41 protein-coding genes are annotated in these 24844 nt (G+C 41.1%); all 41 read left to right on the top strand.

The window, feature by feature from the left end; translation table 11 throughout:
- Positions 1-12 precede the first annotated feature (12 nt).
- The 41 genes from ACK4HU_RS10960 to ACK4HU_RS10760 all read left to right on the top strand — a co-directional run bounded on the left by ACK4HU_RS10960 (position 13) and on the right by ACK4HU_RS10760 (position 24839).
- Entirely contained in the window at positions 13-144 is a 132-nt protein-coding gene (locus ACK4HU_RS10960; protein WP_409806686.1) for a hypothetical protein, read from the top strand.
- A 23-nt stretch (positions 145-167) separates the two neighbouring features.
- Complete coding sequence (locus ACK4HU_RS10955) at positions 168-920, top strand: hypothetical protein (protein ID WP_409806684.1); 753 nt, start codon at positions 168-170, stop codon at positions 918-920.
- A gap of 4 nt (positions 921-924) precedes the next feature.
- The gene (locus tag ACK4HU_RS10950) at positions 925-1389 is read left to right on the top strand and encodes a hypothetical protein (protein WP_409806682.1); all 465 of its coding nucleotides are present in this window, start codon (positions 925-927) and stop codon (positions 1387-1389) included.
- Positions 1390-1449: 60 nt separating this feature from the next.
- On the top strand, positions 1450-3054 hold the full coding sequence (locus ACK4HU_RS10945; RefSeq protein WP_409806680.1) for a trypsin-like peptidase domain-containing protein: 1605 nt from the start codon (positions 1450-1452) through the stop codon (positions 3052-3054).
- A 392-nt stretch (positions 3055-3446) separates the two neighbouring features.
- Positions 3447-3869 (top strand): 30S ribosomal protein S12, encoded by a 423-nt coding sequence (rpsL, locus tag ACK4HU_RS10940; protein WP_409806679.1) that lies wholly within the window; start codon positions 3447-3449, stop codon positions 3867-3869.
- A gap of 18 nt (positions 3870-3887) precedes the next feature.
- A complete protein-coding gene (rpsG, locus tag ACK4HU_RS10935; protein WP_092731221.1) occupies positions 3888-4355 on the top strand; it encodes a 30S ribosomal protein S7 in 468 nt (155 codons plus the stop codon).
- 5 nt (positions 4356-4360) lie between these two features.
- Positions 4361-6478, top strand: a complete 2118-nt coding sequence (gene fusA, locus ACK4HU_RS10930; RefSeq protein ID WP_409806676.1) for an elongation factor G — start codon at positions 4361-4363, stop codon at positions 6476-6478.
- Between the two features lie 11 nt (positions 6479-6489).
- Complete coding sequence (rpsJ, locus tag ACK4HU_RS10925; RefSeq protein WP_024284766.1) at positions 6490-6795, top strand: 30S ribosomal protein S10; 306 nt, start codon at positions 6490-6492, stop codon at positions 6793-6795.
- A 245-nt stretch (positions 6796-7040) separates the two neighbouring features.
- Entirely contained in the window at positions 7041-7673 is a 633-nt protein-coding gene (gene rplC / locus ACK4HU_RS10920; protein WP_409806674.1) for a 50S ribosomal protein L3, read from the top strand.
- 3 nt (positions 7674-7676) lie between these two features.
- On the top strand, positions 7677-8306 hold the full coding sequence (gene rplD, locus ACK4HU_RS10915) for a 50S ribosomal protein L4 (protein ID WP_409806672.1): 630 nt from the start codon (positions 7677-7679) through the stop codon (positions 8304-8306).
- Between the two features lie 4 nt (positions 8307-8310).
- Complete coding sequence (rplW, locus tag ACK4HU_RS10910; RefSeq protein ID WP_409806670.1) at positions 8311-8598, top strand: 50S ribosomal protein L23; 288 nt, start codon at positions 8311-8313, stop codon at positions 8596-8598.
- A 13-nt stretch (positions 8599-8611) separates the two neighbouring features.
- Positions 8612-9436: a 50S ribosomal protein L2 gene (gene rplB / locus ACK4HU_RS10905; protein WP_409806668.1), complete on the top strand. Its 825-nt coding sequence runs from the start codon at positions 8612-8614 to the stop codon at positions 9434-9436.
- 2 nt (positions 9437-9438) lie between these two features.
- The gene (gene rpsS, locus ACK4HU_RS10900; RefSeq protein ID WP_074226879.1) at positions 9439-9717 is read left to right on the top strand and encodes a 30S ribosomal protein S19; all 279 of its coding nucleotides are present in this window, start codon (positions 9439-9441) and stop codon (positions 9715-9717) included.
- Between the two features lie 2 nt (positions 9718-9719).
- A complete protein-coding gene (rplV, locus tag ACK4HU_RS10895) occupies positions 9720-10112 on the top strand; it encodes a 50S ribosomal protein L22 (protein ID WP_409806666.1) in 393 nt (130 codons plus the stop codon).
- Positions 10113-10120: 8 nt separating this feature from the next.
- Complete coding sequence (gene rpsC, locus ACK4HU_RS10890; protein ID WP_409806665.1) at positions 10121-10867, top strand: 30S ribosomal protein S3; 747 nt, start codon at positions 10121-10123, stop codon at positions 10865-10867.
- Positions 10868-10894: 27 nt separating this feature from the next.
- The gene (gene rplP, locus ACK4HU_RS10885) at positions 10895-11314 is read left to right on the top strand and encodes a 50S ribosomal protein L16 (RefSeq protein ID WP_092731233.1); all 420 of its coding nucleotides are present in this window, start codon (positions 10895-10897) and stop codon (positions 11312-11314) included.
- 9 nt (positions 11315-11323) lie between these two features.
- Positions 11324-11506 (top strand): 50S ribosomal protein L29, encoded by a 183-nt coding sequence (gene rpmC / locus ACK4HU_RS10880; protein WP_409806663.1) that lies wholly within the window; start codon positions 11324-11326, stop codon positions 11504-11506.
- Between the two features lie 19 nt (positions 11507-11525).
- The gene (gene rpsQ, locus ACK4HU_RS10875; RefSeq protein WP_092731237.1) at positions 11526-11789 is read left to right on the top strand and encodes a 30S ribosomal protein S17; all 264 of its coding nucleotides are present in this window, start codon (positions 11526-11528) and stop codon (positions 11787-11789) included.
- 2 nt (positions 11790-11791) lie between these two features.
- Positions 11792-12160 carry a 50S ribosomal protein L14 gene (gene rplN / locus ACK4HU_RS10870; protein ID WP_026966248.1) on the top strand — a complete coding sequence of 123 codons (369 nt, stop codon included), beginning with the start codon at positions 11792-11794 and terminating at the stop codon, positions 12158-12160.
- Between the two features lie 2 nt (positions 12161-12162).
- Positions 12163-12507, top strand: a complete 345-nt coding sequence (gene rplX / locus ACK4HU_RS10865; RefSeq protein ID WP_409806662.1) for a 50S ribosomal protein L24 — start codon at positions 12163-12165, stop codon at positions 12505-12507.
- Positions 12500-13060 carry a 50S ribosomal protein L5 gene (gene rplE, locus ACK4HU_RS10860; RefSeq protein ID WP_409806660.1) on the top strand — a complete coding sequence of 187 codons (561 nt, stop codon included), beginning with the start codon at positions 12500-12502 and terminating at the stop codon, positions 13058-13060. Before rplX ends, rplE begins: the two co-directional genes overlap by 8 nt.
- A 2-nt stretch (positions 13061-13062) precedes the next feature.
- Complete coding sequence (gene rpsN, locus ACK4HU_RS10855; RefSeq protein ID WP_409806659.1) at positions 13063-13332, top strand: 30S ribosomal protein S14; 270 nt, start codon at positions 13063-13065, stop codon at positions 13330-13332.
- Between the two features lie 81 nt (positions 13333-13413).
- Positions 13414-13809 (top strand): 30S ribosomal protein S8, encoded by a 396-nt coding sequence (rpsH, locus tag ACK4HU_RS10850; protein WP_409806657.1) that lies wholly within the window; start codon positions 13414-13416, stop codon positions 13807-13809.
- Positions 13810-13818: 9 nt separating this feature from the next.
- Positions 13819-14376, top strand: coding sequence for a 50S ribosomal protein L6 (rplF, locus tag ACK4HU_RS10845; protein ID WP_409806656.1), 558 nt, complete (start codon positions 13819-13821; stop codon positions 14374-14376).
- A gap of 6 nt (positions 14377-14382) precedes the next feature.
- Positions 14383-14733 (top strand): 50S ribosomal protein L18, encoded by a 351-nt coding sequence (gene rplR, locus ACK4HU_RS10840; RefSeq protein ID WP_409806654.1) that lies wholly within the window; start codon positions 14383-14385, stop codon positions 14731-14733.
- A 5-nt stretch (positions 14734-14738) separates the two neighbouring features.
- Positions 14739-15257: a 30S ribosomal protein S5 gene (gene rpsE, locus ACK4HU_RS10835; RefSeq protein WP_077346324.1), complete on the top strand. Its 519-nt coding sequence runs from the start codon at positions 14739-14741 to the stop codon at positions 15255-15257.
- A gap of 5 nt (positions 15258-15262) precedes the next feature.
- Entirely contained in the window at positions 15263-15442 is a 180-nt protein-coding gene (rpmD, locus tag ACK4HU_RS10830; RefSeq protein ID WP_086500303.1) for a 50S ribosomal protein L30, read from the top strand.
- 2 nt (positions 15443-15444) lie between these two features.
- Positions 15445-15891 carry a 50S ribosomal protein L15 gene (gene rplO / locus ACK4HU_RS10825; protein WP_409806652.1) on the top strand — a complete coding sequence of 149 codons (447 nt, stop codon included), beginning with the start codon at positions 15445-15447 and terminating at the stop codon, positions 15889-15891.
- A 4-nt stretch (positions 15892-15895) separates the two neighbouring features.
- Positions 15896-17215, top strand: a complete 1320-nt coding sequence (secY, locus tag ACK4HU_RS10820) for a preprotein translocase subunit SecY (protein WP_409806651.1) — start codon at positions 15896-15898, stop codon at positions 17213-17215.
- A gap of 1 nt (position 17216) precedes the next feature.
- Positions 17217-17990, top strand: a complete 774-nt coding sequence (map, locus tag ACK4HU_RS10815; RefSeq protein ID WP_409806649.1) for a type I methionyl aminopeptidase — start codon at positions 17217-17219, stop codon at positions 17988-17990.
- A 1-nt stretch (position 17991) separates the two neighbouring features.
- Positions 17992-18210 carry a translation initiation factor IF-1 gene (infA, locus tag ACK4HU_RS10810; protein ID WP_009183359.1) on the top strand — a complete coding sequence of 73 codons (219 nt, stop codon included), beginning with the start codon at positions 17992-17994 and terminating at the stop codon, positions 18208-18210.
- A gap of 95 nt (positions 18211-18305) precedes the next feature.
- The gene (gene rpmJ, locus ACK4HU_RS10805; protein WP_077346330.1) at positions 18306-18422 is read left to right on the top strand and encodes a 50S ribosomal protein L36; all 117 of its coding nucleotides are present in this window, start codon (positions 18306-18308) and stop codon (positions 18420-18422) included.
- A gap of 2 nt (positions 18423-18424) precedes the next feature.
- Positions 18425-18802 (top strand): 30S ribosomal protein S13, encoded by a 378-nt coding sequence (gene rpsM / locus ACK4HU_RS10800; protein ID WP_409806646.1) that lies wholly within the window; start codon positions 18425-18427, stop codon positions 18800-18802.
- A gap of 15 nt (positions 18803-18817) precedes the next feature.
- Positions 18818-19216 carry a 30S ribosomal protein S11 gene (gene rpsK / locus ACK4HU_RS10795; protein ID WP_092731260.1) on the top strand — a complete coding sequence of 133 codons (399 nt, stop codon included), beginning with the start codon at positions 18818-18820 and terminating at the stop codon, positions 19214-19216.
- Positions 19217-19234: 18 nt separating this feature from the next.
- On the top strand, positions 19235-19840 hold the full coding sequence (rpsD, locus tag ACK4HU_RS10790; RefSeq protein WP_409806644.1) for a 30S ribosomal protein S4: 606 nt from the start codon (positions 19235-19237) through the stop codon (positions 19838-19840).
- Between the two features lie 35 nt (positions 19841-19875).
- Positions 19876-20865: a DNA-directed RNA polymerase subunit alpha gene (locus tag ACK4HU_RS10785; RefSeq protein ID WP_409806642.1), complete on the top strand. Its 990-nt coding sequence runs from the start codon at positions 19876-19878 to the stop codon at positions 20863-20865.
- A gap of 6 nt (positions 20866-20871) precedes the next feature.
- The gene (rplQ, locus tag ACK4HU_RS10780) at positions 20872-21408 is read left to right on the top strand and encodes a 50S ribosomal protein L17 (protein WP_409806640.1); all 537 of its coding nucleotides are present in this window, start codon (positions 20872-20874) and stop codon (positions 21406-21408) included.
- A gap of 117 nt (positions 21409-21525) precedes the next feature.
- A complete protein-coding gene (carA, locus tag ACK4HU_RS10775; protein WP_409806639.1) occupies positions 21526-22623 on the top strand; it encodes a glutamine-hydrolyzing carbamoyl-phosphate synthase small subunit in 1098 nt (365 codons plus the stop codon).
- Between the two features lie 22 nt (positions 22624-22645).
- Positions 22646-23929 (top strand): phosphopyruvate hydratase, encoded by a 1284-nt coding sequence (gene eno / locus ACK4HU_RS10770; RefSeq protein ID WP_409806637.1) that lies wholly within the window; start codon positions 22646-22648, stop codon positions 23927-23929.
- Between the two features lie 93 nt (positions 23930-24022).
- Positions 24023-24310 (top strand): FtsB family cell division protein, encoded by a 288-nt coding sequence (locus ACK4HU_RS10765; RefSeq protein ID WP_409806635.1) that lies wholly within the window; start codon positions 24023-24025, stop codon positions 24308-24310.
- A complete protein-coding gene (locus ACK4HU_RS10760; RefSeq protein ID WP_409806633.1) occupies positions 24291-24839 on the top strand; it encodes a hypothetical protein in 549 nt (182 codons plus the stop codon). Before ACK4HU_RS10765 ends, ACK4HU_RS10760 begins: the two co-directional genes overlap by 20 nt.
- Positions 24840-24844: the final 5 nt, after the last annotated feature.

The raw sequence follows: 24844 nt of genomic DNA, 5'->3' as shown, positions 1-24844 counted from the left end.
AATTATAATCACATGAAAAACCTATTCACACTATTGCTATTGATCATCGGGGTGACGCTTTCATCTTGCCAGGAAAGTGAAGCACGTCTTGATTCGGGTTTGACTATGGTAGTAGATGATATTATATTTGTTCATATTCGTTAAATTCGAAATATAATTTCAAGATCATGATTAGAATTTTATTGTTTATTTTGGTTTTCTGTTTCTTTTATTCACCATTGTTCGCCCAGAGGAGGGAGAGTAGCCTGTCAGTATCTTTTCCAACCATTTGGAGCAATGTTAAAGTGATGGATAATTGGACACCGCCTACCGCGCTTAACTATAAAGAGTATTTGGACGGTTCTGCTTTTGGTTATGGGGTCAATATAAACTATACGTTTCAGCCTAGGTTAGTTATTAAAGACAAACACTTTTTTGTAAATTTTGGAGCGGGATATTTTAATCAAAGATTCGATGTATCAAGACCTTTCAATTACAATTCTTTTTTATATATTCCTTATTACACTGAACATTATGCATATCAATGTTTAAACTTATCCGTAGGACTAACGTATGAATTTCCCCTTGGTGAAAAATATTTTTTAATTAGTAATTTATTTTATTATCAACTTAACTCGTTTCGTCAAAGCTACACTCCCACTTATAGCTCTCCTAATCGTGGTTTTGACGGATTTACTCAATTCAATAGTGATAAAATAAATTTCGGTAGAATGATTTCCCTAAGCCTTGGAGTAAAAAGGGACTTAGGGCAAAGACTATCTTTAGGTGTGCAGATTGTAAGTCCGGTATATACCCGCTGGCGTAACGATAATATTTTCGACGATGACCCATCTACATTTTCAAGCCCTGGTTTTAGCTTGGGCACTTCGATTACTATAGCTTATAAGTTAAAAGATAAATATCAATCAATAAACTTCTAATGATATGAGACTATTTTTACTTTCAATTCTGCTTTTTGTTTTTGCCAGTTTGGCAAACGCTCAAGTTAAAACGAATTTCAACAACAGTGATGTAATTACTGAACAAGGAAAATTTTCAAAAAATTATCGTGGTAAAAGGCCTTTTACAATTCCTGCCCAAGACATACAGGCATTGCTTGACAAAGATGAATTGGAAAACCTCTCCGAGAAGCCAAAACCATTTAAAATAGCTGAAGCGGTTAAAGTAGATATTGACGTAGTAAAGGAAGCTGACTGGATTGAGGCTGATGGGTTTGCCTTCGGTAAGTTTACATTTGTAGCGACAGATGCCAAATCTGTGAGTGCTAACTTCGATCAGTTTTATTTACCGAAAGGGGCTGAATTGTACGTATATAGTGAAAATGGAGAAATGATAACAGGACCAATAACTGAAGCAGAAAACAACGAAAATAATTTTTGGGGAACATAGGTGTATAAGGGAGAAAGGTTAACAGTTGATTTAAAAACGCCTGTTGAGAGCAAAACCTCATTGAAACTCCGTATATCGAGCATAGCCTATGGCTACAAAGAACTTTATGTTTCCGATTTTGGGTCATCAGCAAACTGTAATATTAACGTACTATGCCCAGAAGGTAATGGGTGGGAAAACGAAAGGAATTCAGTCGCGTTAATTTTAGATGCAAATAGTACGAGCCTTTGCAGTGGCGCGCTAGTGAATAACACTTGTAATCTAAGTATTCCTTATCTACTGACTGCCAATCATTGTTTCGATACAAACCCACAACAAGATGTAGCTCAATGGAAGTTCACATTTCAAGCTTGGAGTCCCACGTGTACTCCTTCACAGAATTCAAATGGAATAACCTTCAATGGCTCTGCCTTCAGAGCAAGAAATGCAGCAAGCGACTTTTGCCTAGTTGAGCTTAATCAGCTGCCACCTGGAAATTCAGGGATTACATTTTCTGGATGGTCAAGAGTAAGTACAGCTTCGCCTTCAGGAGTAAGCATAACTCATCCCAGAGGTGACGTAATGAAAGTGGCTACTTATAACACACCTACAACTCAGCAAACTGCTTTGGGAGCCGATACTTGGAGGGCCAATTGGGTAAGTGGGACAGTGGAACCAACGTCATCAGGCGGGCCATTATATGACAACAACGGAAGGATCATTGGGCAACTTACAGGAGGAAATCCAGCAGATATTTGCACGACGAATGATCATGCTTTTTTTGGCAGATTTGATATTTCATGGACAGGAGGCGGAACTAATGCAACAAGGTTAAGCAATTGGCTTGACCCCAACAATACAGGGGCGATGACGACCAATACGATTAATCTTCCCAGCATTTCCGGTCCCGACCTTCTCTGCTCCCCAGGGACTTATACCCTTCAAAATCTTCCTGCCGGAAGTACTGCGACTTGGTCAGTGATCCCTGCCTCCCAGTTTGTCAACGGTTCCGGTACGGGAACATCGGCCTTTATGCAGCTGTCAGGAAATTACACAGGCATTAGAGCTCCCAGAATTGTCTTTACCATTTCCACCGATTGTGGGGATATCCAGGTGGATAAGACCTTTTGGATAGGGCCACCTCAGCTTACTTACCATCCACCCGGAATAGACCCATGTACCGCCAATCCCTATTATTCTACCATCAGCCTGCCCGGATTTACCTACAATTGGTCTGTGGATAATCCCAATGTATGGCTGACCAGCAATGGCCAATCCATCACTTCGGTACTATCGTATAATCCCGAGTATTTTAATATAACCTTGGAAATATCCGATGGGAACTGCACCACCAGCCGCACGATCAGTTCCTATACCGCTGGGTATTATTGTCAGTGTTTTTCTGATCCTGCCTGTGGCAATGAGTTGGCTTTAAAAGTCTATCCCAATCCAGCAGCAGAAATGGTCACTGTAGAATTGGATACAGCCAATGTTTCTTCGATTGACCGTGGATTCGCCCAATACGAACTGAAATTGTATACCACATCGGGTGAAGAACTCCTTTCCCAGCCAGTGTCTTCAGTCAAGACCCTATTTGATGTTCGATCCCTTAAAAACGGGTTTTACTACCTGCATCTAATTCATAAGGAGGGCATTCTCAGAAGGCAAATCCGAATTGAGCGTTAGAGTCTAGGGAAAGGATATTTCGGAGTAAAAGCAATCGTTGCTCACAATATAGGTCTGTGTCCGCACAGACCTTTGTTTTTCTAGTGGGCTAGCTTCTCCCAGGTTGGATCAGGCAAATTTATTTGAGCGTTGAATGCTGCCATAAAAAATTCAGCTGACTCTCCCTTATAAAAAACTAAAAGAATGGAAGTGAATGCGACATCAGCCACTTTTCCGATTTGGGGTATTGACACGGTATTCCGGTCTTCCATAGCAGGGAAAATCTAAGGCGGTTTATTCCTTGGAAAAGCCTAACAAAAATATAACCGCTTAGTTTTGTTACTCTTATTACTTTCTTTACCTTTGCAGTCCAAAATTTAACAGTTTACAGGAAAACTAAATATCATCAGTTAATGCCTACTATTCAACAGTTAGTAAGAAAAGGTAGAACTACACTGGAAATCAAATCAAAGTCTCGGGCTTTGGACGCATGTCCTCAGCGTAGAGGTGTTTGTACCAGAGTATACACTACGACCCCTAAAAAGCCAAACTCCGCGATGAGAAAGGTGGCAAGGGTAAGATTGACGAACGGAAAAGAAGTGAATGCTTACATTCCAGGTGAAGGTCACAATCTACAGGAGCACTCGATCGTATTGATCAGAGGTGGTCGTGTAAAAGATCTACCAGGTGTAAGATATCACATCATCCGAGGTGCACTAGATACAGCAGGAGTAAAAGACCGTAAGCAAGGTCGCTCTAAGTATGGTGCTAAAAGACCGAAAGCAGGTAAAGGTGCTCCAGTAGCAGCCAAAGGTGCTCCAGGCAAAAAGAAATAATAAAACACTTTAAAAGAAATGAGAAAAGCGAAACCAAAGAAGAGATATATTCTTCCTGATCCAAAGTTCAATGATACTTTGGTGACCAAGTTTGTAAACTGTCTGATGTTTGACGGGAAGAAGAGTATTGCTTACAACATTTTCTACGATGCAGTTGCAAAAGTAGAAGCTAAAGTAGGCGAGAATGGTCTTGAAGTTTGGAAAAAAGCGCTTAACAATATTACTCCTGCCGTAGAGGTAAAGAGTCGTAGAGTTGGTGGTGCTACATTCCAGGTTCCTATGGAAGTCAGACCTGAAAGAAAAGTGTCCCTTGGTATCAAGTGGATGATCAACTACGCTCGTAGAAGAGGTGAGAAAACAATGATGGACCGATTAGCAGGTGAAATCATCGCGGCAGCAAAAGGCGAAGGAGCCGCTGTCAAGAAGAAAGATGATACGCACAGAATGGCTGAGGCTAACAAAGCATTCTCACACTTTAGATTTTAATTAGAATGGCAAGAGATTTAAAATATACCAGAAATATTGGTATTGCCGCTCACATTGATGCTGGTAAAACGACTACAACTGAGCGAATCCTTTTTTACTCAGGGGTAAGTCACAAGATCGGTGAAGTTCACGACGGTGCTGCAACAATGGACTGGATGGCGCAAGAGCAGGAGAGAGGGATTACCATCACTTCAGCAGCTACCACAGTTTTTTGGAACTACCGTGACAACAAGTACAACGTTAACATCATAGATACGCCTGGACACGTTGACTTTACTGTTGAAGTTAACCGTTCACTTCGAATCCTTGATGGTCTTGTTTTCCTGTTTAGCGCTGTGGACGGTGTAGAGCCACAGTCTGAGACCAACTGGAGATTGGCAGATAATTATAAAGTTGCCCGTATTGGATTCGTTAACAAAATGGACCGTGCTGGCGCTAACTTTTTGGAAGTATGTAAGCAAGTAAAGGAAATGCTAGGAAGCTATGCAGTTCCATTGCAGCTTCCAATCGGAGCAGAAGACAAATTCCGTGGTGTAGTTGATTTGATCAACAACCGTGGAATAGTATGGAACGAGGATGATTTTGGAATGACATTCCAAGAAGTTCCGATTCCAGAAGATATGCTGGAAGAAGTTGCTGAATATAGAGAATATCTATTGGAGGCAGTTGCAGATTACGATGAGTCTTTGATGGAGAAATTCTTCGAAGATCCAAACTCAATCACTGAAGCTGAGATTTTGAAAGCGCTTAGAGCAGCTACCATCGACATGAAAATTGTCCCTATGGTTTGCGGTTCTTCTTTCAAAAACAAAGGTGTGCAGACCATGCTTGACTTGGTAATGGAATTGCTTCCTTCTCCTTTGGATAAAGAAGCGATCGTTGCGACAAGCTTAGATACGGATGAGGACGTTGCGATCAATCCTGACGAAAAAGAGCCATTCACTGGCTTGGCATTCAAAATTGCTACTGACCCATTTGTAGGTCGTCTTTGTTTCGTAAGAGCATATTCAGGTACGCTTGAGTCAGGTTCTTATGTGTTCAATAGCCGTTCAGGTAATAAAGAACGTATCTCCCGCGTATTCCAAATGCACGCTAATAAGCAAAACCAAATTGAAAGATTGGTTGCTGGTGATATTGGTGCAGTAGTTGGTTTTAAGGACATCAAAACTGGAGATACGCTTTGCGACGAAAAGCGTAAGGTAGTATTGGAGTCTATGGTATTCCCAGAACCAGTTATCGGATATGCGATCGAGCCTAAAACTCAGGCTGACGTTGATAAACTAGGTATGGCAATTGCCAAATTGATCGAAGAAGATCCTACGCTACAAGTAAATACTGACCACGAAACTGGTCAGACCATCTTGAGAGGTATGGGAGAACTTCACCTTGAAATTATCATTGACCGTCTGAAGAGAGAATTCAAGGTTGAAATCAACCAAGGAGCTCCTCAGGTTGCTTACAAAGAAGCTTTATTTGGTTCAGTAGAACACAAAGAGGTTTACAAGAAGCAGACAGGTGGTAAAGGTAAATTTGCAGACATTGTTTTTGAATTGGGTCCAAAAGATCCAGATGCTGAAACAGGTGAGATCAAAGCAGGCCTTGACTTTGTCAATGGTATCGTTGGTGGTGTAATTCCAAAAGAATTCATCGCTCCAGTACAGAAAGGTTTCCAGGAAGCTATGAAGAACGGACCTTTGGCCGGTTATCCAATCGAGTCAATGAAAGTGAGATTGTTTCATGGATCTTTCCACGATGTCGATTCAGATGCACTTTCTTTTGAATTGGCTGCTAGAATTGGTTTCAAAGAAGCTGCTAAGAAATGTAAGCCTGCTTTACTTGAGCCAATCATGGCGGTTGATGTGGTTACTCCGGATGAATACACCGGACCAATCACAGGTGACTTGAACAGAAGAAGAGGTTTGATGAAAGGAATGGATACGAAAGGTTCCTCTACTGTAGTTAAAGCTAATGTTCCTTTGTCCGAATTATTTGGATATGTAACTGATTTGAGAACAATTACCTCTGGTAGAGCGACAGCGTCATTGACCTTTTCTCACTACGAGCCTGTTCCAAACAACATAGCCGAAGGTGTAATTGCTAAAGTAAAAGGTGAAAAAGCCTAATCTTCAAGAAAATGAACCAGAAAATCAGAATAAAACTAAAATCATACGATCACAGCCTGGTGGATAAGTCATCAGAAAAGATCGTGAAGGCTGTCAAAGCCACTGGCGCGGTAGTAGTTGGACCTATTCCATTGCCTACAAAAAAGGAAAAATTTACTGTGTTGAAATCTCCACACGTAAATAAGAAAGCCAGAGATCAGTACCAATTATGTACTTATAAAAGGCTGGTAGATATCTACTCAAACTCTTCGAAAACTGTGGATGCTTTGATGAAAATCGAGCTTCCAAGTGGTGTAGATGTAGAGATCAAAGTCTGATAGGACTTAAAGTTTTCAATTCAAAAAGGCCTGCATACCCTGCAGGTCTTTTGTTTTCTGCCATATTTTAAAATTTTCTATCAGTGAAAGGGAACTATTTGGAGCGAAACCAAATCATTTTACCTAATTGTTTGAAAATATTAGAGTTGGGATTTGTTGCCAAATTTTATTTCAGTAACTTTGCAGTCCTTAAAAAGGGCCCAAGTGTGTAATCTCTTGTGGATTATCAAATTATCTTAATAAAGATGTCTGGTATTATAGGAAAAAAAGTAGGAATGACTAGCATCTTCAGTGCCGATGGACGTAACGTCGCATGCACGCTAATAGAAGCTGGTCCTTGCGTAGTGACGCAAGTAAAAAACGTTGAAACAGACGGGTACAACGCAGTGCAGTTGGCATACGGTGAGCGTAAGGAGAAAAACACTCCTAAGCCACTAATCGGTCATTTTAAAAAGGCCGGTACTACGCCAAAGCAGAAAGTTGTTGAATTCCGTGACTTCAGGGTCGAGTTTGAAGGCCAAGTGGAGCTCGGAAAGACAGTGAATGCCAAAGAGGTTTTTATCGAAGGTGACTTCGTTGATGCCATTGGTACTTCAAAAGGTAAAGGTTTCCAAGGTGTTGTAAAGCGTCATGGCTTTGCTGGTGTGGGTGGACAAACTCACGGTCAGCATAACAGACTTAGACACCCAGGTTCCATTGGTGCATGTTCTTGGCCATCCAGAGTATTCAAAGGCATGAGAATGGCCGGTAGAACTGGTGGTGACAGAGTAAAAGTAATCAACCTAAGAGTATTGAAAGTCTATCCTGAGCAGAACCTATTGTTGGTTTCCGGTTCAGTACCAGGCCCAAAGAACTCTTTTGTAATTCTTGAGAAATAAGCCATGGAATTAGCAGTAATCAATCACAAAGGAGAAGATACAGGTAGAAAGGTGACACTTTCTGACGAGATTTTCGCAATCGAACCTAACGATAACGCAATCTACCTGGACGTGAAACAGTACCTGGCCAACCAAAGACAGGGAACTCACAAATCAAAAGAAAGAAACGAAGTAGCTGGCTCTACTAAGAAGATCAAAAAGCAAAAAGGTACCGGTGGTGCGCGTGCTGGATCTATCAAAGCGCCTCACTTTCGTGGTGGTGGTAGAGTATTTGGTCCTAGACCAAGAGACTACTCTTTCAAACTGAATAAAAAAGTAAAACAGTTGGCTCGTAAGTCTGCACTTTCATATAAGGTGATAGAAAACAGCTTGGTGATCATGGAGGATGTCACTTTTGACGCTCCAAAGACCAAAAACTACATCGCCTTATTAAATGGACTTTCTCTTACTGATAAGAAGACCCTTTTGGTTCTTCCAGTAGAAGACAAGAATGTGTTCTTGTCTAGCAGAAACCTACCAAAGGCGAAAGTTGTGACTGTAAATGATGTAAATACTTACCAAGTTCTTAATGCTGACCAATTGGTTTTGTGTGAAGGTTCATTAAGTAAGTTGGAAACCATTTTATCGAAATAAGACAATGGATATTCTAAAGCAGCCTTTGATTACAGAAAAAATTTCTGCTGGTAACGAAAGAGGAGTCTACGGATTTATTGTAGAAAAAACCGCTGACAAGATCCAGATTAGAAATGCTGTAGAGAAAACATACGGCGTGAAAGTGGTGTCTGTTCGTACGATACGATATGCTGCAAAGCATAAGACTCGCTACACCAAGAATAAAATCGTTTCTGGCTACACGAATGCTTTCAAAAAGGCAATTGTGCAGGTAGCTGACGGTGAGGTAATTGATTTTTACGGAGAAATTTAATTGAATCAATATCATGGCAATTAAAAAGTTGAAGCCTGTAACTCCAGGGACAAGATTCAGAGTGGCTCCTGCTTTTGACGAGATTACTAAGTCAAAGCCGGAAAAATCACTTCTTGCTCCTTTGAAGAAATCAGGCGGAAGAAATAATACAGGCAAAATGACTGCTCGCTATATCGGTGGCGGTCATAAGAGGAGACTCAGAATTGTAGACTTCAAAAGAAACAAGTTTGACGTACCAGCGACAGTGAAAGCTATCGAATACGATCCAAACCGAACAGCACGTCTTGCCCTACTATATTACGCAGATGGTGCTAAGGCCTATATTATCGCCCCGGAAGGTTTGACAGTGGGTCAGACAGTGATTTCCGGTGAGCAAGTTGCTCCAGAAGTGGGCAACGCTATGCCAATGGCAAACATCCCAATGGGTACGATTGTACACAATGTGGAATTGAAGCCAGGTAATGGTGGAGCCATGGCAAGAAGTGCCGGAGGATATGCGCAGATTGTAGCTCGTGATGCGAGATACGTAACTGTAAAACTTCCTTCTGGCGAAATGAGACTCGTTTTGGGTACTTGTATGGCAACAGTAGGTACTGTTTCCAACGGAGATCACATGAACGTGGTGTTAGGTAAAGCCGGTCGTAAAAGATGGCTTGGAGTAAGACCTCGTACAAGAGGTGTGGCCATGAACCCAGTTGATCACCCTATGGGTGGTGGTGAAGGCCGTTCTTCAGGTGGACATCCTAGATCAAGAAAAGGACTTCTTGCTAAAGGAAAGAAAACCAGATCACCTAAGAAGTATTCAAACAAGTTCATCATCAGCAAAAGATCTAAATAATTATGGCACGTTCATTAAAAAAAGGTCCTTATATCGAGCACCATCTGGTGAAGAAAGTAGATGTCATGAACGAGTCAGGCAAGAAATCTGTCATCAAGACTTGGTCAAGAAGATCTATGATTTCTCCGGATTTCGTAGGCCATACCTTCGCAGTGCATAACGGAAATAAATTTATCCCGGTGTTTGTCACTGACAACATGGTAGGTCACAAGCTGGGTGAATTTGCTCCGACTAGAAACTTCCGTGGCCACATTGCTAAAAAAGATAAAGGAAAGAGATAATCATGGAAGCAGTAGCAAGATTAAAAAACGTTCCTACATCCCCGCGCAAAATGCGCCTTGTGGCTGACCTCGTGAGAGGTAAGCGAGTAGGATTGGCACTTAGCATTTTGAAATTCACTCCCAATCATGGAGCGATGAAATTGGAGAAACTTCTCCTTTCTGCGGTAGCCAACTGGCAGGCAAAAAATCCTGAAGAAAAGCTTGAGGAAGCTGATCTATTTATCAAAACCATCATGGTGGATGAAGGTAGATCACTTAAGAGACTAAGACCAGCTCCTCAAGGACGTGGTCATAGAATCCGCAAAAGATCCAATCATGTAACCCTTGTAGTTGATGCATTCATCACAGGCGACGTTACCGCTGATTTAGTTGAAACAAACGAAAAGGCAAATTAAGAAAGACTATGGGACAAAAGATTAACCCAATAGGATTTAGACTTGGTGTAGTCAAAGGCTGGGATTCCAACTGGTATGGTGGGAAAGACTTTGCTGAAAAACTATACGAAGATCAGCAGATCCGTAAATATGTCCTTGCCAGAATCCCTAAAGGAGGTATTTCAAAAGTAATCATTGAGCGTACGCTTAAAAGAATCACTTTGACAATCCATACCGCTAGACCGGGTGTAGTAATTGGTAAAGGCGGAGCCGAAGTAGACAAGCTAAAAGAAGAGCTTAAGAAGATCACCAACAAGGATATTCAAATCAATATCTTCGAAATCAAACGTCCTGAATTGGATGCGAAATTAGTAGGTGAGTCTATCGCACAGCAGCTTCAAGCTAGAATTTCCTTCAGAAGAGCAATGAAGCAAGCAATTGCTGCATCCATGAGAGTGGGATCAGAGGGAATTAAAGTTAAGCTTTCCGGACGATTAGGTGGAGCTGAAATGGCCCGATCTGAAATGTACAAAGAAGGAAGAATTCCTCTTCATACACTTAGAGCTGACATTGATTACGCACTTTCCGAAGCACTAACAGTGTATGGAATTATCGGAATCAAAGTTTGGATCTTCAAAGGTGAAGTATACGGAAAGAGAGACCTATCTCCTAACCAAGGTGCTGCGAATGAGCCAAAAGGTCAGCGTGGTCCAAACCCTAAGGGTGGTCGAGGAGAGAGAGACAATAACGGTCCAAGACGCCGAAATAAGAAATAACTATTTTCACCGAATAAGTGAGAAATCATGTTACAGCCGAAAAGAACGAAATATAGAAAAATGCACAAGGGCCGCGTCAAAGGTCTTGCTACAAGAGGGGCTGAACTCTCTTTTGGCAACTTTGGTGTCAAATCCCTTGAGCCAGGATGGATTACTTCTCGCCAAATCGAGGCAGCTAGAATTGCCATGACAAGAGCTATGAAGAGAGAAGGTCAGGTTTGGATCAGGATATTCCCTGACAAGCCGATCACTAAAAAGCCCGCAGAAGTACGGATGGGTAAGGGTAAAGGTGCTCCGGAATATTGGGTAGCTGTTATCAAACCAGGAACGATACTTTTCGAAGCTACAGGCGTGAGTCTGGAGGTTGCTAAAGATGCATTGAGACTTGCGCAGCAGAAGCTACCCGTAAGTACAAGTTTTGTTGTTCGTAGAGACTACGCAGAATAATCATAAGCAATGAAAAATACAGAAATCAGATCCCTTTCCGCAAGTGAGATCGCTGAGCGAGTAGTCGCTGAGAAGGAGAATCTTAGCAAACTGAAGTTTGCTCACTCGATTACTCCAATAGAGAATCCTAACAGAATCAAAGAAGCCAAGCGTCTTGTCGCAAGATTGAAGACTGCATTAGCTTCTAAATAACTAGCTAACAGAAAAGAAAATGGCTACGATTGAGAGAAATCTTCGCAAAGAGAGAATTGGGAAAGTTGTAAGCGACAAAATGGATAAATCCATAACAGTGGCTGTGGAACGTAAAGTGAAGCACCCTATCTATGGTAAATTTATGGCTAAGACTACCAAATTTATGGTTCATGACGAGAACAATGAGTGTCACCCGGGCGACTTGGTGAAAATTAGTGAGACTCGTCCGCTGAGCAAGAACAAGCGTTGGAGATTAGTTGAAATTATTGAAAGGGCTAAGTAATCATGATACAGCAAGAATCCAGACTAGGCGTTGCAGATAATTCAGGTGCTAAAGAAGTACTCGTTATCCGCGTATTGGGAGGAACAGGGAAGCGTTATGCTTCTATCGGTGATAAAGTAGTCGTGACTGTAAAGTCGGCCCTATCTTCCAGCAACATGAAAAAAGGTACCGTATCAAAAGCGGTAATTGTAAGAACCAAGAAGGAAATCCGTAGAAAAGATGGATCCTACATTCGGTTTGAGGATAACGCTGCCGTGTTGCTAAACAACAACGACGAGCCAAGAGGTACACGTATCTTCGGACCCGTGGCCAGAGAGCTTAGAGAGAAGCAGTTCATGAAAATCATTTCCTTGGCCCCAGAAGTACTTTAATCATGGAAAGAAAATTGAACAAGCAGACAAAACTGCATATCAAAACTGGTGATACGGTTAAAGTAATCGCCGGTGACGACAAAGGAAAAACAGGAAAAGTGCTTTCTGTAGTTATTGAAAAAAGAAGAGCTTTCGTGGAAGGTATCAATATGATCACCAAACACGTGAAGCCTACAGCTTCAAAACCACAAGGTGGCATCGAAAAGAAAGAAGCTGCGCTACATATCAGTAACCTGATGCTTGTAGATCCTAAGACTGGTGAAGCCACTAGAACAGGTCGAAAAGCAGGTGAAAATGGAAAACTAGTAAGATTCTCAAAGAAAACTGGGGAGGTGATCAATGGCTAATTCAAGAATGAAAGAAAAGTATGTGGGCGATATCGTCCCTGCTTTGAAAGAAAAGTTTCAGTACTCTTCTGTCATGCAAGTTCCTCAACTGACTAAGATCGTTATCAACAAAGGAATCGGAGCTGCGGTAGCTGATAAGAAATTGGTAGATCAGGGTGTCGAAGAGCTTTCATTGATCACAGGTCAGAGAGCAGTGGCAACCAAATCTAAAATTGCCGTATCCAACTTTAAGTTGAGAGAAGGCATGCCGATCGGTGCTAAAGTTACTTTGAGAGGTGAGAAAATGTACGAGTTTCTTGATCGTTTGATCACTGTCGCTCTACCACGTGTTCGTGACTTCAAAGGCATTTCCGATAAAGGATTTGACGGAAGAGGTAACTATACACTAGGCGTAACTGAGCAGATTATCTTCCCTGAGATTTCTATCGAAAAAGTAAATAGAATTTCTGGTATGGATATCACATTTGTTACTTCAGCCAAAACTGACGAAGAAAGTCTTGCATTAATGAAAGCTTTCGGAATGCCGTTCGCTAACAAAAATAAAGAACAATAATCATGGCAAAAGAATCCATCAAAGCTCGGGAGAGAAAGAGAGAGCATCTGGTAGCCAAGTACGCTAAGAAAAGAGCCGAGCTTAAAGCAGCCGGTGACTACGAAGGTCTTGACAAATTGCCAAAGAACTCCTCGCCGGTAAGATTACATAATCGTTGCAAACTAACCGGTCGTCCAAAAGGCTACATGAGAAAGTTTGGTATCAACAGGGTAACTTTCAGAGAAATGGCCTCAGCAGGCAAGATCCCTGGTATTACAAAGTCCAGCTGGTAAAATAACGACAGTAGTTTTTATTATAAAAATCAATTCGTAACTTTGCACGCCCAAAACGGGTGGAGCTAGACTAAAAATACCATGACTGATCCAATAGCTGATTATCTGACTAGATTGAGAAATGCCATCAAGGCTTCTCACCGAATCGTTGAGATACCTGCCTCTAATATCAAGAAGGAGATTACGAAAGTATTGCACGACAAAGGATATATTCAAAACTATAAGTTTGAAGAAAATGGACCTCAGGGTTCCATTAAGATCGCTTTGAAGTACAATCCTACAAGCAAGCAAAATGCTATCGTAAGCCTTGAGAGAGTTAGTACACCAGGTTTAAGAAAATATGTAAAGCATGATGAGCTCCCACGAGTCATCAATGGCTTGGGAATAGCAATCGTATCCACCTCCAAAGGTGTGATGACTGACAAAGAAGCACGTACCGAAGGTATCGGAGGCGAAGTACTTTGCTACGTTTATTAATATACTATCATGTCTAGAATAGGTAAAAAACCAATAAATATACCCAGCGGTGTTACTGTAGACGTGTCAGCTCATGGAACTGTCACTGTTAAAGGTCCTAAGGGTACACTGACTCAGGATGTGAATCCTGATATTCAAGTGAAAGTCGAAGGCGGCGAGATTATCGTTGCTAGACCTACCGAGTCTAAAAGACATAAGTCTTTGCACGGTCTATACAGATCATTGATCAACAATATGGTTATCGGTGTTTCTGAAGGATACAAAAGAGACTTGGAATTAGTAGGTGTAGGTTACAAGGCCTCTAATCAAGGGCAAATACTAGAGCTTAGCTTAGGCTATTCTCACAGTATTTTTATGGCGATGCCAAACGAAATCTCTATTAAAACTGAGACTCCAAAAGGTAAAAACCCATTTATCTCTTTAGAAGGTATTGACAAAGAATTGATCGGTCAGGTAGCTGCAAAGATCAAATCTCTACGTAAAGTGGAACCATACAAAGGTAAAGGTGTGCGTTTCGTTGGTGAACAAGTTAGACGTAAGGCTGGTAAAACTGCCGGTAAAAAATAATAGGTTATGGCATTTAATAAGACTTCCAGAAGACTTAGAATCAAACAGGGTATCAGAAGAAAAATTTCCGGTACTGATTCCAGACCTCGTCTGTCAGTATTCAAAAGTAATACAGGCATTTATGCGCAATTGGTGGACGACCTTAAAGGTCTCACTTTGGCTCAAGCTTCTTCTAAAGAACTTGGCTCAAAAGCAAACACCAATCTTGGTGTATCCAAGGAAGTAGGTAAAAAACTAGCAGAAAGAGCTGTAGCAAATGGCGTATCTTCAGTGGTTTTTGACAGAAATGGCTACTTATATCATGGTAATGTGAAAGCTTTGGCCGAAGGTGCCAGAGAAGGGGGCCTTAAATTTTAATCATTATGTCTCAAGTAAGAAGAAAACCCATTAGGGCTACAGATACAGAATTAAAGGAGAAAGTAGTAGCTATCAACCGAGTTGCCAAAGTGGTGAAAGGTGGTAGAAGATTTTCATTTTCCGCAATTGTAGTAGTAGGAGATGGCCAAGGTGTTGTAGGTTATGGTTTGGGTAAAGCCAACGAAGTAACTGACGCAATCACTAAAGGTATCGAAGATGCAAAGAAGAACTTGGTAAAAGTACCAGTTTTGAAAGGCACTATTCCTCACGAGCAGATTGGTAAATTCGGAGGTGGACTTGTATTGATCAAGCCGGCCGCAGCAGGTACTGGTGTAATTGCCGGTGGTGCGATGCGTGCTGTGTTAGAAAGTGCCGGTGTCACTGATGTATTAGCAAAATCAAAAGGATCCTCTAATCCACACAACGTGGTGAAAGCAACCATTGATGCGCTGACTCAATTAAGAGATGCAATCGCTGTGTCGCAGCAGCGTGGTGTGAAAATGGCTAAAGTCTTTAACGGATAATCATCATGGCGAAGATCAAGATCACACAAACGAAAAGTACGATCGACAGACCTAAGGATCAGAAAGCAACAATCACTGCTTTAGGTTTGGGACGTATCAGCAAATCTGTTGTTGTTGAAAATACACCACAGATTGCAGGAATGGTAAATAAAGTTAATCACCTTGTAAAAGTGGAGGAAGCTTAACTATGAAACTTAATACATTAACTCCGTCAGAAGGTTCTACCAAAAACCGCAAAAGAATTGGTCGTGGTACCGGTTCGGGTAGAGGTGGAACTTCAACAAGAGGTCATAAAGGAGCAAAATCTCGCTCTGGATATAAGTCTAAAATAGGTTTTGAAGGTGGTCAAATGCCACTTCAGAGAAGAGTTCCAAAATTTGGCTTTAAATCCTTCAATCGGGTTGAGTTCAAGCCGGTAAATTTGGATACCTTGCAGTCCCTAGCTGATGAATTCAATCTTGCCGCAATCGATATGGAAACTTTGGTTTCACATGGTATTGCTTCAAAGAATGACAAAATCAAAATCCTAGGCGGTGGCGAACTCACAGCCAAATTAGATGTGACTGCCCACAAGTTTTCAGCTTCAGCTGTTGAAGTCATTGAGAAACTTGGTGGTTCTGTAAACAAGATTTAAGTAAATGAAAAAGTTTATTTCGACAATTAGGAATATTTTCTCAATCGAAGATTTAAGAGTTAGAATTGTTAACACAATTGGCTACTTGATTATTTTCAGATTAGGTTCATTCATCGTACTCCCAGGAGTGGATCCTTCCAGATTGGGAGATGCGCCAGAGGGAATCTTTGGATTGATTGATACCTTTCTAGGTGGTGCATTCAGCAATGCTTCCATCTTTGGTTTGGGAATCATGCCTTATATTTCTGCATCAATTGTGCTGCAGTTATTGACTGTCGGAGTACCCTATTTTCAGAAAATGCAAAAGGAGGGTGAATCTGGAAGAAAACGTATCAATCAGATCACCAGAGTCCTCACAATTGCCATCACAATTGCGCAGGGTATTGGCTATGTTTCTGCCACTATCATTCCTACAGGAGCGGTAATGGTGAGTACTTCGCTATTCATGTTTAGTTCTTTGGTATTGCTCTCAGCAGGCACCATGTTTTGCATGTGGCTCGGTGAAAAAATTACTGAAAAAGGTATCGGCAACGGGATTTCAATGCTAATTATGATTGGTATCATTTCAAGATTTCCAGGTGCTTTAATAGCTGAAGGACTTGAAAAAGGTACATCAGGGATGTTGCTTCTTATTATTGAGGCATTGGTATTGTTCTTTGTAGTAATTGGAGTTATTGCTCTAACGGAAGCTACAAGAAGAATTCCTGTGCAATATGCTAAGCAAGTAGTAGGAGGCAAAGTGTATGGTGGACAACGTCAATATATCCCGATCAAGGTAAATGCATCCGGTGTAATGCCGATCATTTTTGCTCAGTCATTGATGTTTGTGCCAGCTGTCGTTTCTGGTATTTGGTCTCAGGATAGTGACATTGCTAACTATATTGGTGCAACTTTCAGTAATCCAATATCATGGCAATACAATGTGCTATTCGCTGTTCTGATAATTGTGTTCACATTCTTCTACACAGCAATCACGGTTAATCCTGAGCAGATAGCGGAAGATATGAAGCGAAATGGCGGGTTTGTCCCTGGAATTAAACCGGGAGCGCCAACTTCTGAATTTATTGATGGAATTATTTCGAAAATCACTTTACCAGGTTCTATACTCCTAGCTGTTGTTGCGATCCTTCCAGCGATTGCGGTTCTAGGTGGGGTTGGACAAGAGTTCTCGTACTTCTATGGTGGCACTTCCCTATTAATTATGGTGGGTGTGATCATGGATACCCTTAGACAAATCGAAAGTTACTTGTTGATGAGACATTATGAGGGAATGATGAAAAGTGGTAATCTGAAGAATAATCCTTCGAATTACCAAGTAGCTTAATATGATTCAATACAAGACTTCGGAAGAAGTTCAATTGATAAAACAAAGTGCCGATATACTTGGTAGAGCTCATGGAGAAGTAGCCAAGCATATCAAAGAAGGGGTAAAGACCTCTTTTCTTGACAAAGTTGCTGAAGAGTTTATTAGGGATCACAATGGAGTGCCTTCGTTTAAGGGCTACAATGGTTTTCCCGCTTCACTGTGTATTTCTGTGAATGAGGTAATTGTTCATGGTTTTCCAAGTGATTATGAATTGAAAGATGGCGATATAATCTCAGTAGATTGTGGAGTCTTTCACCAAGGTTTTCATAGCGATTCCGCTTATACGTATCCTATCGGTGAGGTTTCCCCTTCTGTCAAAGCATTATTAAAGGCCACTCAAGATTCGCTCTATTTAGGAATTGAGCAAGCTGTAGTTGGGAATCGAATTGGTGACATTGGTTTTTCTATCCAAAAATTTGTCGAAGCCAAAGGCTACACTGTAGTCAGAGAGCTTGTCGGGCATGGTTTGGGAAAGAAACTTCATGAAGCACCGGAAGTACCTAATTATGGAAAAAAAGGAAGTGGTATCCTGCTTAAGGCAGGGATGGTGATTGCAATTGAGCCAATGATCAATCTAGGTACGCGGAACATCGTGCAAGAAAGAGACGGGTGGACTATCCGAACTGCAGATCGGAAACCTTCAGCTCATTATGAGCATACGGTTGCAATATTAGAAGATAAAACAGAAGTTTTGACAACGCACAAATACATAGAAGAGGTCTTTAAATTCTAATATGGCCAAACAAACATCAATCGAGCAAGACGGTACCATCATCGAGGCATTGTCTAACGCAATGTTCAAAGTAGAACTTGAAAATGGACATCAGTTGATTGCTCATATTTCGGGAAAGATGAGAATGAATTACATCAAAATCCTACCCGGTGATAAGGTCAAGCTTGAATTATCTCCCTATGATTTAACCAAAGGCAGAATAGTATATCGATATAAATAGACTGACATGAAATCGAATATGATCAAAACGTCACACAAAATTGTGGTGACAAATCATATAAGATTCCGTCTTACCACTTTAAACAAATAGAAAAGATGAAAGTAAAGGCATCTATCAAAAAGAGAAGTGTTGACTGCAAGCTTATCCGTAGAAAAGGGGTATTGTTTGTTATCAACAAAAAGAATCCTAAGTATAAACAAAGACAAGGTTAATCATGGCTAGAATTGCAGGTGTAGACATACCAGACAATAAGCGAGGCGAAATCGGACTTACCTACATCTTCGGAATAGGTAGAAGTGCCGCCAAAGCGATCCTGACCAAAGCTGGTATCTCTTTCGACAAAAAAGCCGGAGAGTGGAATGATGAAGAATCTACCGCTATTCGTAACATTATTGCTGAAGAATTCAGAACTGAAGGTGTGCTGAAGTCAGAGGTTCAACTGAACATCAAGCGTCTGATGGACATCGGATGTTACAGAGGTTTGAGACACAGAAAAGGACTTCCTGTCCGTGGTCAAGGCACTAAAAACAACGCCAGAACAAGGAAGGGTAAGAGAAAGACTGTTGCTAACAAAAAGAAGGCAACTAAATAAAACCTGATTTAGATTATGGCTCAGAAAAGAAACGATAAAGCAAAAGGTAAAAAAAGAGTAGTAAAGGTAGAAGCTGTAGGTCAGGCGCATATTAGAGCCTCCTTCAACAATATCATTATCTCGATTACCAATAATGCAGGTCAAGTGATCTCTTGGGCTTCTGCCGGTAAAATGGGTTTCAGAGGTTCAAAGAAAAATACTCCTTACGCTGCTCAAATGGCCGCTCAAAACTGCGGACAAGTAGCATACGACTTAGGTTTGAGAAAAATCGAAGTGTTCGTAAAAGGACCAGGGTCTGGTCGTGAATCTGCGATCAGAACATTGCAAAACGTAGGATTGGACGTGACTACGATTATAGACGTGACTCCAATGCCGCACAACGGCTGCCGTCCTCCTAAGCGTAGAAGAGTTTAATTTTAAAAAGGTAACGAAATGGCAAGATATACAGGTCCTAAGGCGAAAATCTCCAGAAAATTTGGAGAAGCAATAGAGGGGCATAGTAAGGCACTTCAAAAGAAAAACTATCCTCCCGGCATGCATGGTAGAGGAAGAAGAAAGAAGCAGTCTGAATATGCTGTCCAGCTAAACGAAAAGCAAAAAGCAAAATACATCTACGGCATATTGGAAAGACAATTTGCTAAAATGTTTGATATTGCTTCCAGAAAAACAGGCATCACCGGTGAAAATCTACTCCAGCTTCTAGAGGCTCGATTGGACAACACGGTCTACAGATTGGGAATTGCTCCTACCCGTCGTGGCGCAAGACAGCTAGTTTCACACAAGCATATCTTAGTTAACGGTGAAGTGGTAAATATTCCATCTTATACATTAAAGCCAGGTGATCTAGTATCCGTACGAGAGCGTTCCAAATCTTTGGAAGCGATCACCAGCAGCCTAGCAGGAAAAGGTTCAAACAGATATCCTTGGTTAGAGTGGGATAATGCTTCCTTGACAGGCAAATTCGTCAGTGTACCAGGCAGAGATGATATTCCTGAGAATATCAAGGAGCAGCTCATTGTCGAACTTTACTCTAAGTAATTTTACAATTTTCAGCTAAAAACAGAACGAGATATATGTCCATACTAGCATTTCAAATGCCCGAAAAAGTGGTGATGGAAAAAGCCGATGACTTTCATGGCTTGTTCACTTTCAAACCACTCGAAAAAGGCTATGGAGTTACCATTGGTAACGCCCTGAGAAGAATATTGCTTTCTTCCTTGGAGGGATACGCCATCACTTCTATCAAAATCCCTGGAGTGGTTCACGAATTTTCTTCCATTGAGGGTGTAGTAGAAGACGTGACTGATATTATTTTGAATATGAAGCAAGTGAGATTCAAAAAAGTGCACGATGCATTTGATGGAAAGATCACTGTTGAAATCAAAAATCAGGCTGTATTCACCGCAGGGGACATTGCTAAGTTCACTTCTTCCTTCGAAGTCCTCAATCCAGAGTTGGTCATCTGTCACATCGACGAAACCAAAAACTTTGAAATCGAGATTACAATCGAAAAAGGAAGAGGGTACCTTCCAGCTGAAGAATCCAAACCGAAAGAGCAAGTTTTTGGTCAGATTGCGATTGATGCCATCTTCACTCCTATTAAAAATGTGAAGTACAGCGTCGAAAACACTCGAGTAGAGCAAAAGACTGACTTCGAAAAATTGATCCTTGAAGTCTCTACAGATGGTTCTATCCATCCTGAAAAAGCGCTTCAAGAATCAGCTAAGATTTTGATTCAGCACTTTATGCTTTTCTCTGACCAAACTATGGTCCTAGATCAAACCGGTGTTGCAGAGCCCGAGCCTATTGACGAAGAGTTTCTTCACATGCGCAAGCTATTGAAGACTTCTTTGAGCGATCTTGATCTTTCCGTTCGAGCATTCAACTGCCTTAAGGCCGCTGATGTAAGAACACTTGGTGATCTTGCAAGACTTGAGATTTCGGACATGATGAAATTCCGAAACTTCGGAAAGAAGTCCTTGGCTGAACTTGAGCAATTGATCCAAGAAAAGGGATTGACCTTCGGAATGGATATTTCTAAGTACAAACTTGACGAAGAATAATATAAAATGAGACACGGTAAGAAATTTAACCACCTTGGACGTACTGCCTCCCACAGAAAGGCAATGCTCTCCAACATGGCAACTTCCCTGATTCTTCACAAGCGTATTTCAACTACGCTTGCCAAGGCAAAAGAATTAAAGAAGTTTGTTGAGCCTCTAGTAACTAGAGCTAAGGAAGATTCTACACATAACAGACGTATTGCATTTTCCTATCTTAAAAGCAAAGATGCCATCAAGGCTCTTTTCGGAGAAGTAATAGAGAAAGTAGGCACTCGTCCAGGAGGATACACCAGAATAATCAAAACTGGTTTCCGTCTTGGTGATAATGCCGAAATGTGCATAATTGAGCTGGTAGATTACAATGAGCTAATGCTGAAAGATGCGAAGCCTGCTAAGAAAACTACTAGAAGATCTCGTAGAGGAACTGCAGCGGTGAAAGAAACAGCAGCCGTTGAAGCAGCTTCTGTTCCTTCAAAGGAAGCTAAGACTGAAGAGCCAAGTGCTCCTGAAGTTTCTGATGAAAGCGAAAACGAAGAAAAATAAATTGGAAAATTATTTCAAATATCAAAAGGATTGGACTTTCGTTCAATCCTTTTTTTATACCCAGACCTCTTATCCTCCTTCCCAAGATTTGGTTAACTTTGAGCAATCCTTTGAAAAATGATTAAACAAAAAGCAACACTTCTACTGGCTGATGGAACTGTATTCCATGGTTCTCTAATTGGCAATCCTGGCACCAATGGTGGTGAAATTTGTTTTAACACCGGAATGACCGGATATCAGGAAATCTATACTGATCCATCCTATACCGGGCAAATAGTGGTGACTACCACTTCCCATATTGGAAACTATGGTGTCCATGATGAAGAAATCGAATCAGACCATCCTTGTGTAGCAGGGATAGTCGTCAACAGTTTCTCTGATGTTTTTTCCCGATTAGACGCATCCGGATCGCTTCAGGATTACTTGGTAATGTATGGAATAACAGGAATTGCAGACATTGATACGCGAATGCTGGTCCGACACCTTCGATCAAAAGGTGCGATGAATGCAATCATCAGTTCTGAATTTGAAGGTAATCTGGAAGGCTTGAAAACCGAGCTTGCAAAAGTTCCTGATATGAACGGCCTTGAACTTTCCTCTACCGTTTGCACTCAAAAGCCATACTTCTACGGGAATGAAAACGCATCCATCAAAGTAGCGTGTCTTGATTACGGAATAAAGAAAAACATTCTTCGAAACCTCGCATCACGAGGTGTTTATTGCAAGGTTTTCCCAGCCAAAACAAAATTGGCAGAGCTTCAAGACTGGAATCCTGATGCCTTTTTTCTTTCTAATGGACCAGGTGATCCAGCCGTAATGGATTACGCAGTGGACACCGTGAAAGAAATTCTGGAAACCGGAAAACCAGTATTTGGAATCTGCCTTGGACATCAGCTACTCGCTGAGGCAGTAGGTATCAAAACCTACAAAATGCACCATGGTCACAGAGGATTAAATCATCCGATCAAAAACTTGGTCACAGGCAAAAGCGAAATCACTTCCCAAAACCATGGTTTCAATGTAGTAAGAGAAGATACGGAATTGAACAATGAAGTGGAAATCACACATGTTCACTTGAATGACAATACAGTAGCGGGAATTCGTTTAAAAAATAAGCCCGCTTTCTCTGTACAGTACCATCCGGAGTCTTCACCTGGACCCCATGATTCTCGATACCTTTTCGACGATTTTATAGCACTAATTAATCAAAACTAATCCTAATAAACCTTTTAAAACTATGACGTTGATTCAATCAATTCATGCCAGACAAATCCTCGATTCAAGAGGAAATCCAACAGTAGAAGTAGATGTTTTCACAGAGAATGGCGCATTTGGCCGTGCTGCGGTACCAAGTGGCGCTTCTACAGGTGTTAATGAAGCAGTAGAACTTCGAGACGGAGACAAAAGCAAATATTTGGGCAAAGGCGTGTTAAAAGCTGTAGCCAATGTGAATGAAATTATCGCTCCTGAATTGGTAGGCATGGATGTATTTGAGCAAAATACAATCGACCAAATCATGATCGAGCTTGACGGTACCTCTACCAAAAGCAAACTAGGAGCAAATGCTATCTTGGGTGTATCCTTGGCTGTAGCTAAAGCAGCAGCAATGGAAGCAGGCCAGCCACTATATCGTTACATCGGCGGAGTAAATGCAAATACGCTCCCTGTGCCAATGTTGAACATCATCAACGGAGGATCTCACTCTGATGCACCTATTGCATTCCAGGAATTCATGGTTCGTCCAGTTGGAGCTGCAAGCTTCTCAGATGCGATCAGAATGGGTGCTGAGATTTTCCATAACCTTAAGAAAATTCTCCATGACAAAGGCTTAAGTACAGCTGTGGGTGACGAAGGAGGATTTGCTCCAAATTTTTCAGGTGGTACAGAAGAAGCTTTGGGTTGCATTTTGGATGCTATCGCAAAAGCTGGATACAAAGCAGGCGATGATGTCACTATCGCATTGGATTGCGCTGCTTCTGAATTTTATAAAGACGGAAAATACGATTATACAAAATTCGAAGGACCAACTGGCAAAATCAGGTCCAGAGAAGAGCAAGTGGAATATTTAGCCGAATTGGCTGAAAAATATCCTATTGACTCGATCGAGGATGGATTTGCTGAGGAAGATTGGGCTGGTTGGGCGATGTTGACCGCTAAAATTGGTGATAAGATTCAGCTTGTAGGTGACGATCTATTTGTGACTAATGTGAAATTCTTGCAGAGAGGTATCGAAGAGAAATCTGCCAATTCAATCTTGGTAAAAGTAAACCAAATTGGAACATTGACTGAAACGCTTAATGCAATCAGTTTGGCGCATAAAGCTGGTTTTACAGCAGTGATGTCTCATAGATCAGGAGAAACAGAAGACTCAACCATCGCTGATTTGGCAGTGGCAGTAAACTGCGGCCAAATCAAAACCGGTTCTGCCTCTCGTTCTGACCGTATGGCCAAATACAATCAATTGCTTCGAATCGAGGAGCAATTGGGAGAGTCTGCGGTATTCAAGGGTAGACTGAAGTAATTCACTTCTCAATAATCAATTGGACAGCTTACTTCGGTAGGCTGTCTTTTTTTTGCACCATTTTTGTAACTTGAATTTGAATTCTAATCAAGTATGAACAAACTAATCAAATACAGCAGCAATTTTTACGTCTTGGCTACTTTGCTCTTCCTTTTTTGGATCACATTTATCGACTCCAATAACTTGGTAAATCATTTTCGACTAAGTCAAAAATTGAATCAACTAAAGGATCAAAAAGAGTTTTATTTGGAGAAAAAGGAAAGAATAACCGCTGAACGTGAAGAGTTGTTAAGCAATCCTGAACTTTTGGAAAAGTTTGCTCGTGAACGGTATTTGATGAAAAAACAAACCGAAGATCTCTATGTTGTTGTTGAAAAGTAGTTTTTTTACCCTCCTTTTTTTAAGTTTCTGTTTGGTTTCGAACCTCAGTTTCGGACAGCGAGAAATTTACGGAGATTCTACCTCCTTTAAGGATAGATTGTATTATGGCGGTAACTTTGGCCTTCAATTTGGAACTGTTACCTTGATCGACATTTCACCATTAGTGGGTGTTATGATCACTCCAAGATTATCAGGCGGGATTGGTGGCACATATCAATACTATAATGACAATAGACTGCAAGGCGCACAGGGAACCGCTTATGGAGGAAGGGTTTTTGGCCGGTACAATATTTTACCTAATATTTTTACTCATGTAGAATATGAGTCTATCAACTGGAATGCATATAATTTCTTCGTAGAAGATTTCAGAAGGACATGGACCAATGCCCTATTTATAGGAGGTGGTTATTTTGCTCCATTTGGACCAAGAGGAGGAGCGAATTTTACATTTTTATACAATGTTCTCCACGACAACCGAAATTCCTATTACTTTGAACCTTATGTAATTCGGGTTGGTTTTGTTCTGTAACAATT

The sequence above is a fragment of the Algoriphagus sp. genome, assembly GCF_046296635.1.
GTDB lineage: Bacteria > Bacteroidota > Bacteroidia > Cytophagales > Cyclobacteriaceae > Algoriphagus.
The sequence above is the reverse complement of the archived record's forward strand: the minus strand, read 5'-3'. Positions and strand labels throughout refer to the sequence as shown.

What these genes read in the sequence shown, in the direction of transcription:
- ACK4HU_RS10960 (WP_409806686.1), top strand. Translation starts at nt 13, where the DNA reads ATGAAAAACCTATTCACACTATTGCTATTGATCATCGGGGTGACGCTT.
- ACK4HU_RS10955 (WP_409806684.1), top strand. Translation starts at nt 168, where the DNA reads ATGATTAGAATTTTATTGTTTATTTTGGTTTTCTGTTTCTTTTATTCA.
- ACK4HU_RS10950 (WP_409806682.1), top strand. Translation starts at nt 925, where the DNA reads ATGAGACTATTTTTACTTTCAATTCTGCTTTTTGTTTTTGCCAGTTTG.
- rpsL (WP_409806679.1), top strand. Translation starts at nt 3,447, where the DNA reads ATGCCTACTATTCAACAGTTAGTAAGAAAAGGTAGAACTACACTGGAA.
- rpsG (WP_092731221.1), top strand. Translation starts at nt 3,888, where the DNA reads ATGAGAAAAGCGAAACCAAAGAAGAGATATATTCTTCCTGATCCAAAG.
- fusA (WP_409806676.1), top strand. Translation starts at nt 4,361, where the DNA reads ATGGCAAGAGATTTAAAATATACCAGAAATATTGGTATTGCCGCTCAC.
- rpsJ (WP_024284766.1), top strand. Translation starts at nt 6,490, where the DNA reads ATGAACCAGAAAATCAGAATAAAACTAAAATCATACGATCACAGCCTG.
- rplC (WP_409806674.1), top strand. Translation starts at nt 7,041, where the DNA reads ATGTCTGGTATTATAGGAAAAAAAGTAGGAATGACTAGCATCTTCAGT.
- rplD (WP_409806672.1), top strand. Translation starts at nt 7,677, where the DNA reads ATGGAATTAGCAGTAATCAATCACAAAGGAGAAGATACAGGTAGAAAG.
- rplW (WP_409806670.1), top strand. Translation starts at nt 8,311, where the DNA reads ATGGATATTCTAAAGCAGCCTTTGATTACAGAAAAAATTTCTGCTGGT.
- rplB (WP_409806668.1), top strand. Translation starts at nt 8,612, where the DNA reads ATGGCAATTAAAAAGTTGAAGCCTGTAACTCCAGGGACAAGATTCAGA.
- rpsS (WP_074226879.1), top strand. Translation starts at nt 9,439, where the DNA reads ATGGCACGTTCATTAAAAAAAGGTCCTTATATCGAGCACCATCTGGTG.
- rplV (WP_409806666.1), top strand. Translation starts at nt 9,720, where the DNA reads ATGGAAGCAGTAGCAAGATTAAAAAACGTTCCTACATCCCCGCGCAAA.
- rpsC (WP_409806665.1), top strand. Translation starts at nt 10,121, where the DNA reads ATGGGACAAAAGATTAACCCAATAGGATTTAGACTTGGTGTAGTCAAA.
- rplP (WP_092731233.1), top strand. Translation starts at nt 10,895, where the DNA reads ATGTTACAGCCGAAAAGAACGAAATATAGAAAAATGCACAAGGGCCGC.
- rpmC (WP_409806663.1), top strand. Translation starts at nt 11,324, where the DNA reads ATGAAAAATACAGAAATCAGATCCCTTTCCGCAAGTGAGATCGCTGAG.
- rpsQ (WP_092731237.1), top strand. Translation starts at nt 11,526, where the DNA reads ATGGCTACGATTGAGAGAAATCTTCGCAAAGAGAGAATTGGGAAAGTT.
- rplN (WP_026966248.1), top strand. Translation starts at nt 11,792, where the DNA reads ATGATACAGCAAGAATCCAGACTAGGCGTTGCAGATAATTCAGGTGCT.
- rplX (WP_409806662.1), top strand. Translation starts at nt 12,163, where the DNA reads ATGGAAAGAAAATTGAACAAGCAGACAAAACTGCATATCAAAACTGGT.
- rplE (WP_409806660.1), top strand. Translation starts at nt 12,500, where the DNA reads ATGGCTAATTCAAGAATGAAAGAAAAGTATGTGGGCGATATCGTCCCT.
- rpsN (WP_409806659.1), top strand. Translation starts at nt 13,063, where the DNA reads ATGGCAAAAGAATCCATCAAAGCTCGGGAGAGAAAGAGAGAGCATCTG.
- rpsH (WP_409806657.1), top strand. Translation starts at nt 13,414, where the DNA reads ATGACTGATCCAATAGCTGATTATCTGACTAGATTGAGAAATGCCATC.
- rplF (WP_409806656.1), top strand. Translation starts at nt 13,819, where the DNA reads ATGTCTAGAATAGGTAAAAAACCAATAAATATACCCAGCGGTGTTACT.
- rplR (WP_409806654.1), top strand. Translation starts at nt 14,383, where the DNA reads ATGGCATTTAATAAGACTTCCAGAAGACTTAGAATCAAACAGGGTATC.
- rpsE (WP_077346324.1), top strand. Translation starts at nt 14,739, where the DNA reads ATGTCTCAAGTAAGAAGAAAACCCATTAGGGCTACAGATACAGAATTA.
- rpmD (WP_086500303.1), top strand. Translation starts at nt 15,263, where the DNA reads ATGGCGAAGATCAAGATCACACAAACGAAAAGTACGATCGACAGACCT.
- rplO (WP_409806652.1), top strand. Translation starts at nt 15,445, where the DNA reads ATGAAACTTAATACATTAACTCCGTCAGAAGGTTCTACCAAAAACCGC.
- secY (WP_409806651.1), top strand. Translation starts at nt 15,896, where the DNA reads ATGAAAAAGTTTATTTCGACAATTAGGAATATTTTCTCAATCGAAGAT.
- map (WP_409806649.1), top strand. Translation starts at nt 17,217, where the DNA reads ATGATTCAATACAAGACTTCGGAAGAAGTTCAATTGATAAAACAAAGT.
- infA (WP_009183359.1), top strand. Translation starts at nt 17,992, where the DNA reads ATGGCCAAACAAACATCAATCGAGCAAGACGGTACCATCATCGAGGCA.
- rpmJ (WP_077346330.1), top strand. Translation starts at nt 18,306, where the DNA reads ATGAAAGTAAAGGCATCTATCAAAAAGAGAAGTGTTGACTGCAAGCTT.
- rpsM (WP_409806646.1), top strand. Translation starts at nt 18,425, where the DNA reads ATGGCTAGAATTGCAGGTGTAGACATACCAGACAATAAGCGAGGCGAA.
- rpsK (WP_092731260.1), top strand. Translation starts at nt 18,818, where the DNA reads ATGGCTCAGAAAAGAAACGATAAAGCAAAAGGTAAAAAAAGAGTAGTA.
- rpsD (WP_409806644.1), top strand. Translation starts at nt 19,235, where the DNA reads ATGGCAAGATATACAGGTCCTAAGGCGAAAATCTCCAGAAAATTTGGA.
- ACK4HU_RS10785 (WP_409806642.1), top strand. Translation starts at nt 19,876, where the DNA reads ATGTCCATACTAGCATTTCAAATGCCCGAAAAAGTGGTGATGGAAAAA.
- rplQ (WP_409806640.1), top strand. Translation starts at nt 20,872, where the DNA reads ATGAGACACGGTAAGAAATTTAACCACCTTGGACGTACTGCCTCCCAC.
- carA (WP_409806639.1), top strand. Translation starts at nt 21,526, where the DNA reads ATGATTAAACAAAAAGCAACACTTCTACTGGCTGATGGAACTGTATTC.
- eno (WP_409806637.1), top strand. Translation starts at nt 22,646, where the DNA reads ATGACGTTGATTCAATCAATTCATGCCAGACAAATCCTCGATTCAAGA.
- ACK4HU_RS10765 (WP_409806635.1), top strand. Translation starts at nt 24,023, where the DNA reads ATGAACAAACTAATCAAATACAGCAGCAATTTTTACGTCTTGGCTACT.
- ACK4HU_RS10760 (WP_409806633.1), top strand. Translation starts at nt 24,291, where the DNA reads ATGTTGTTGTTGAAAAGTAGTTTTTTTACCCTCCTTTTTTTAAGTTTC.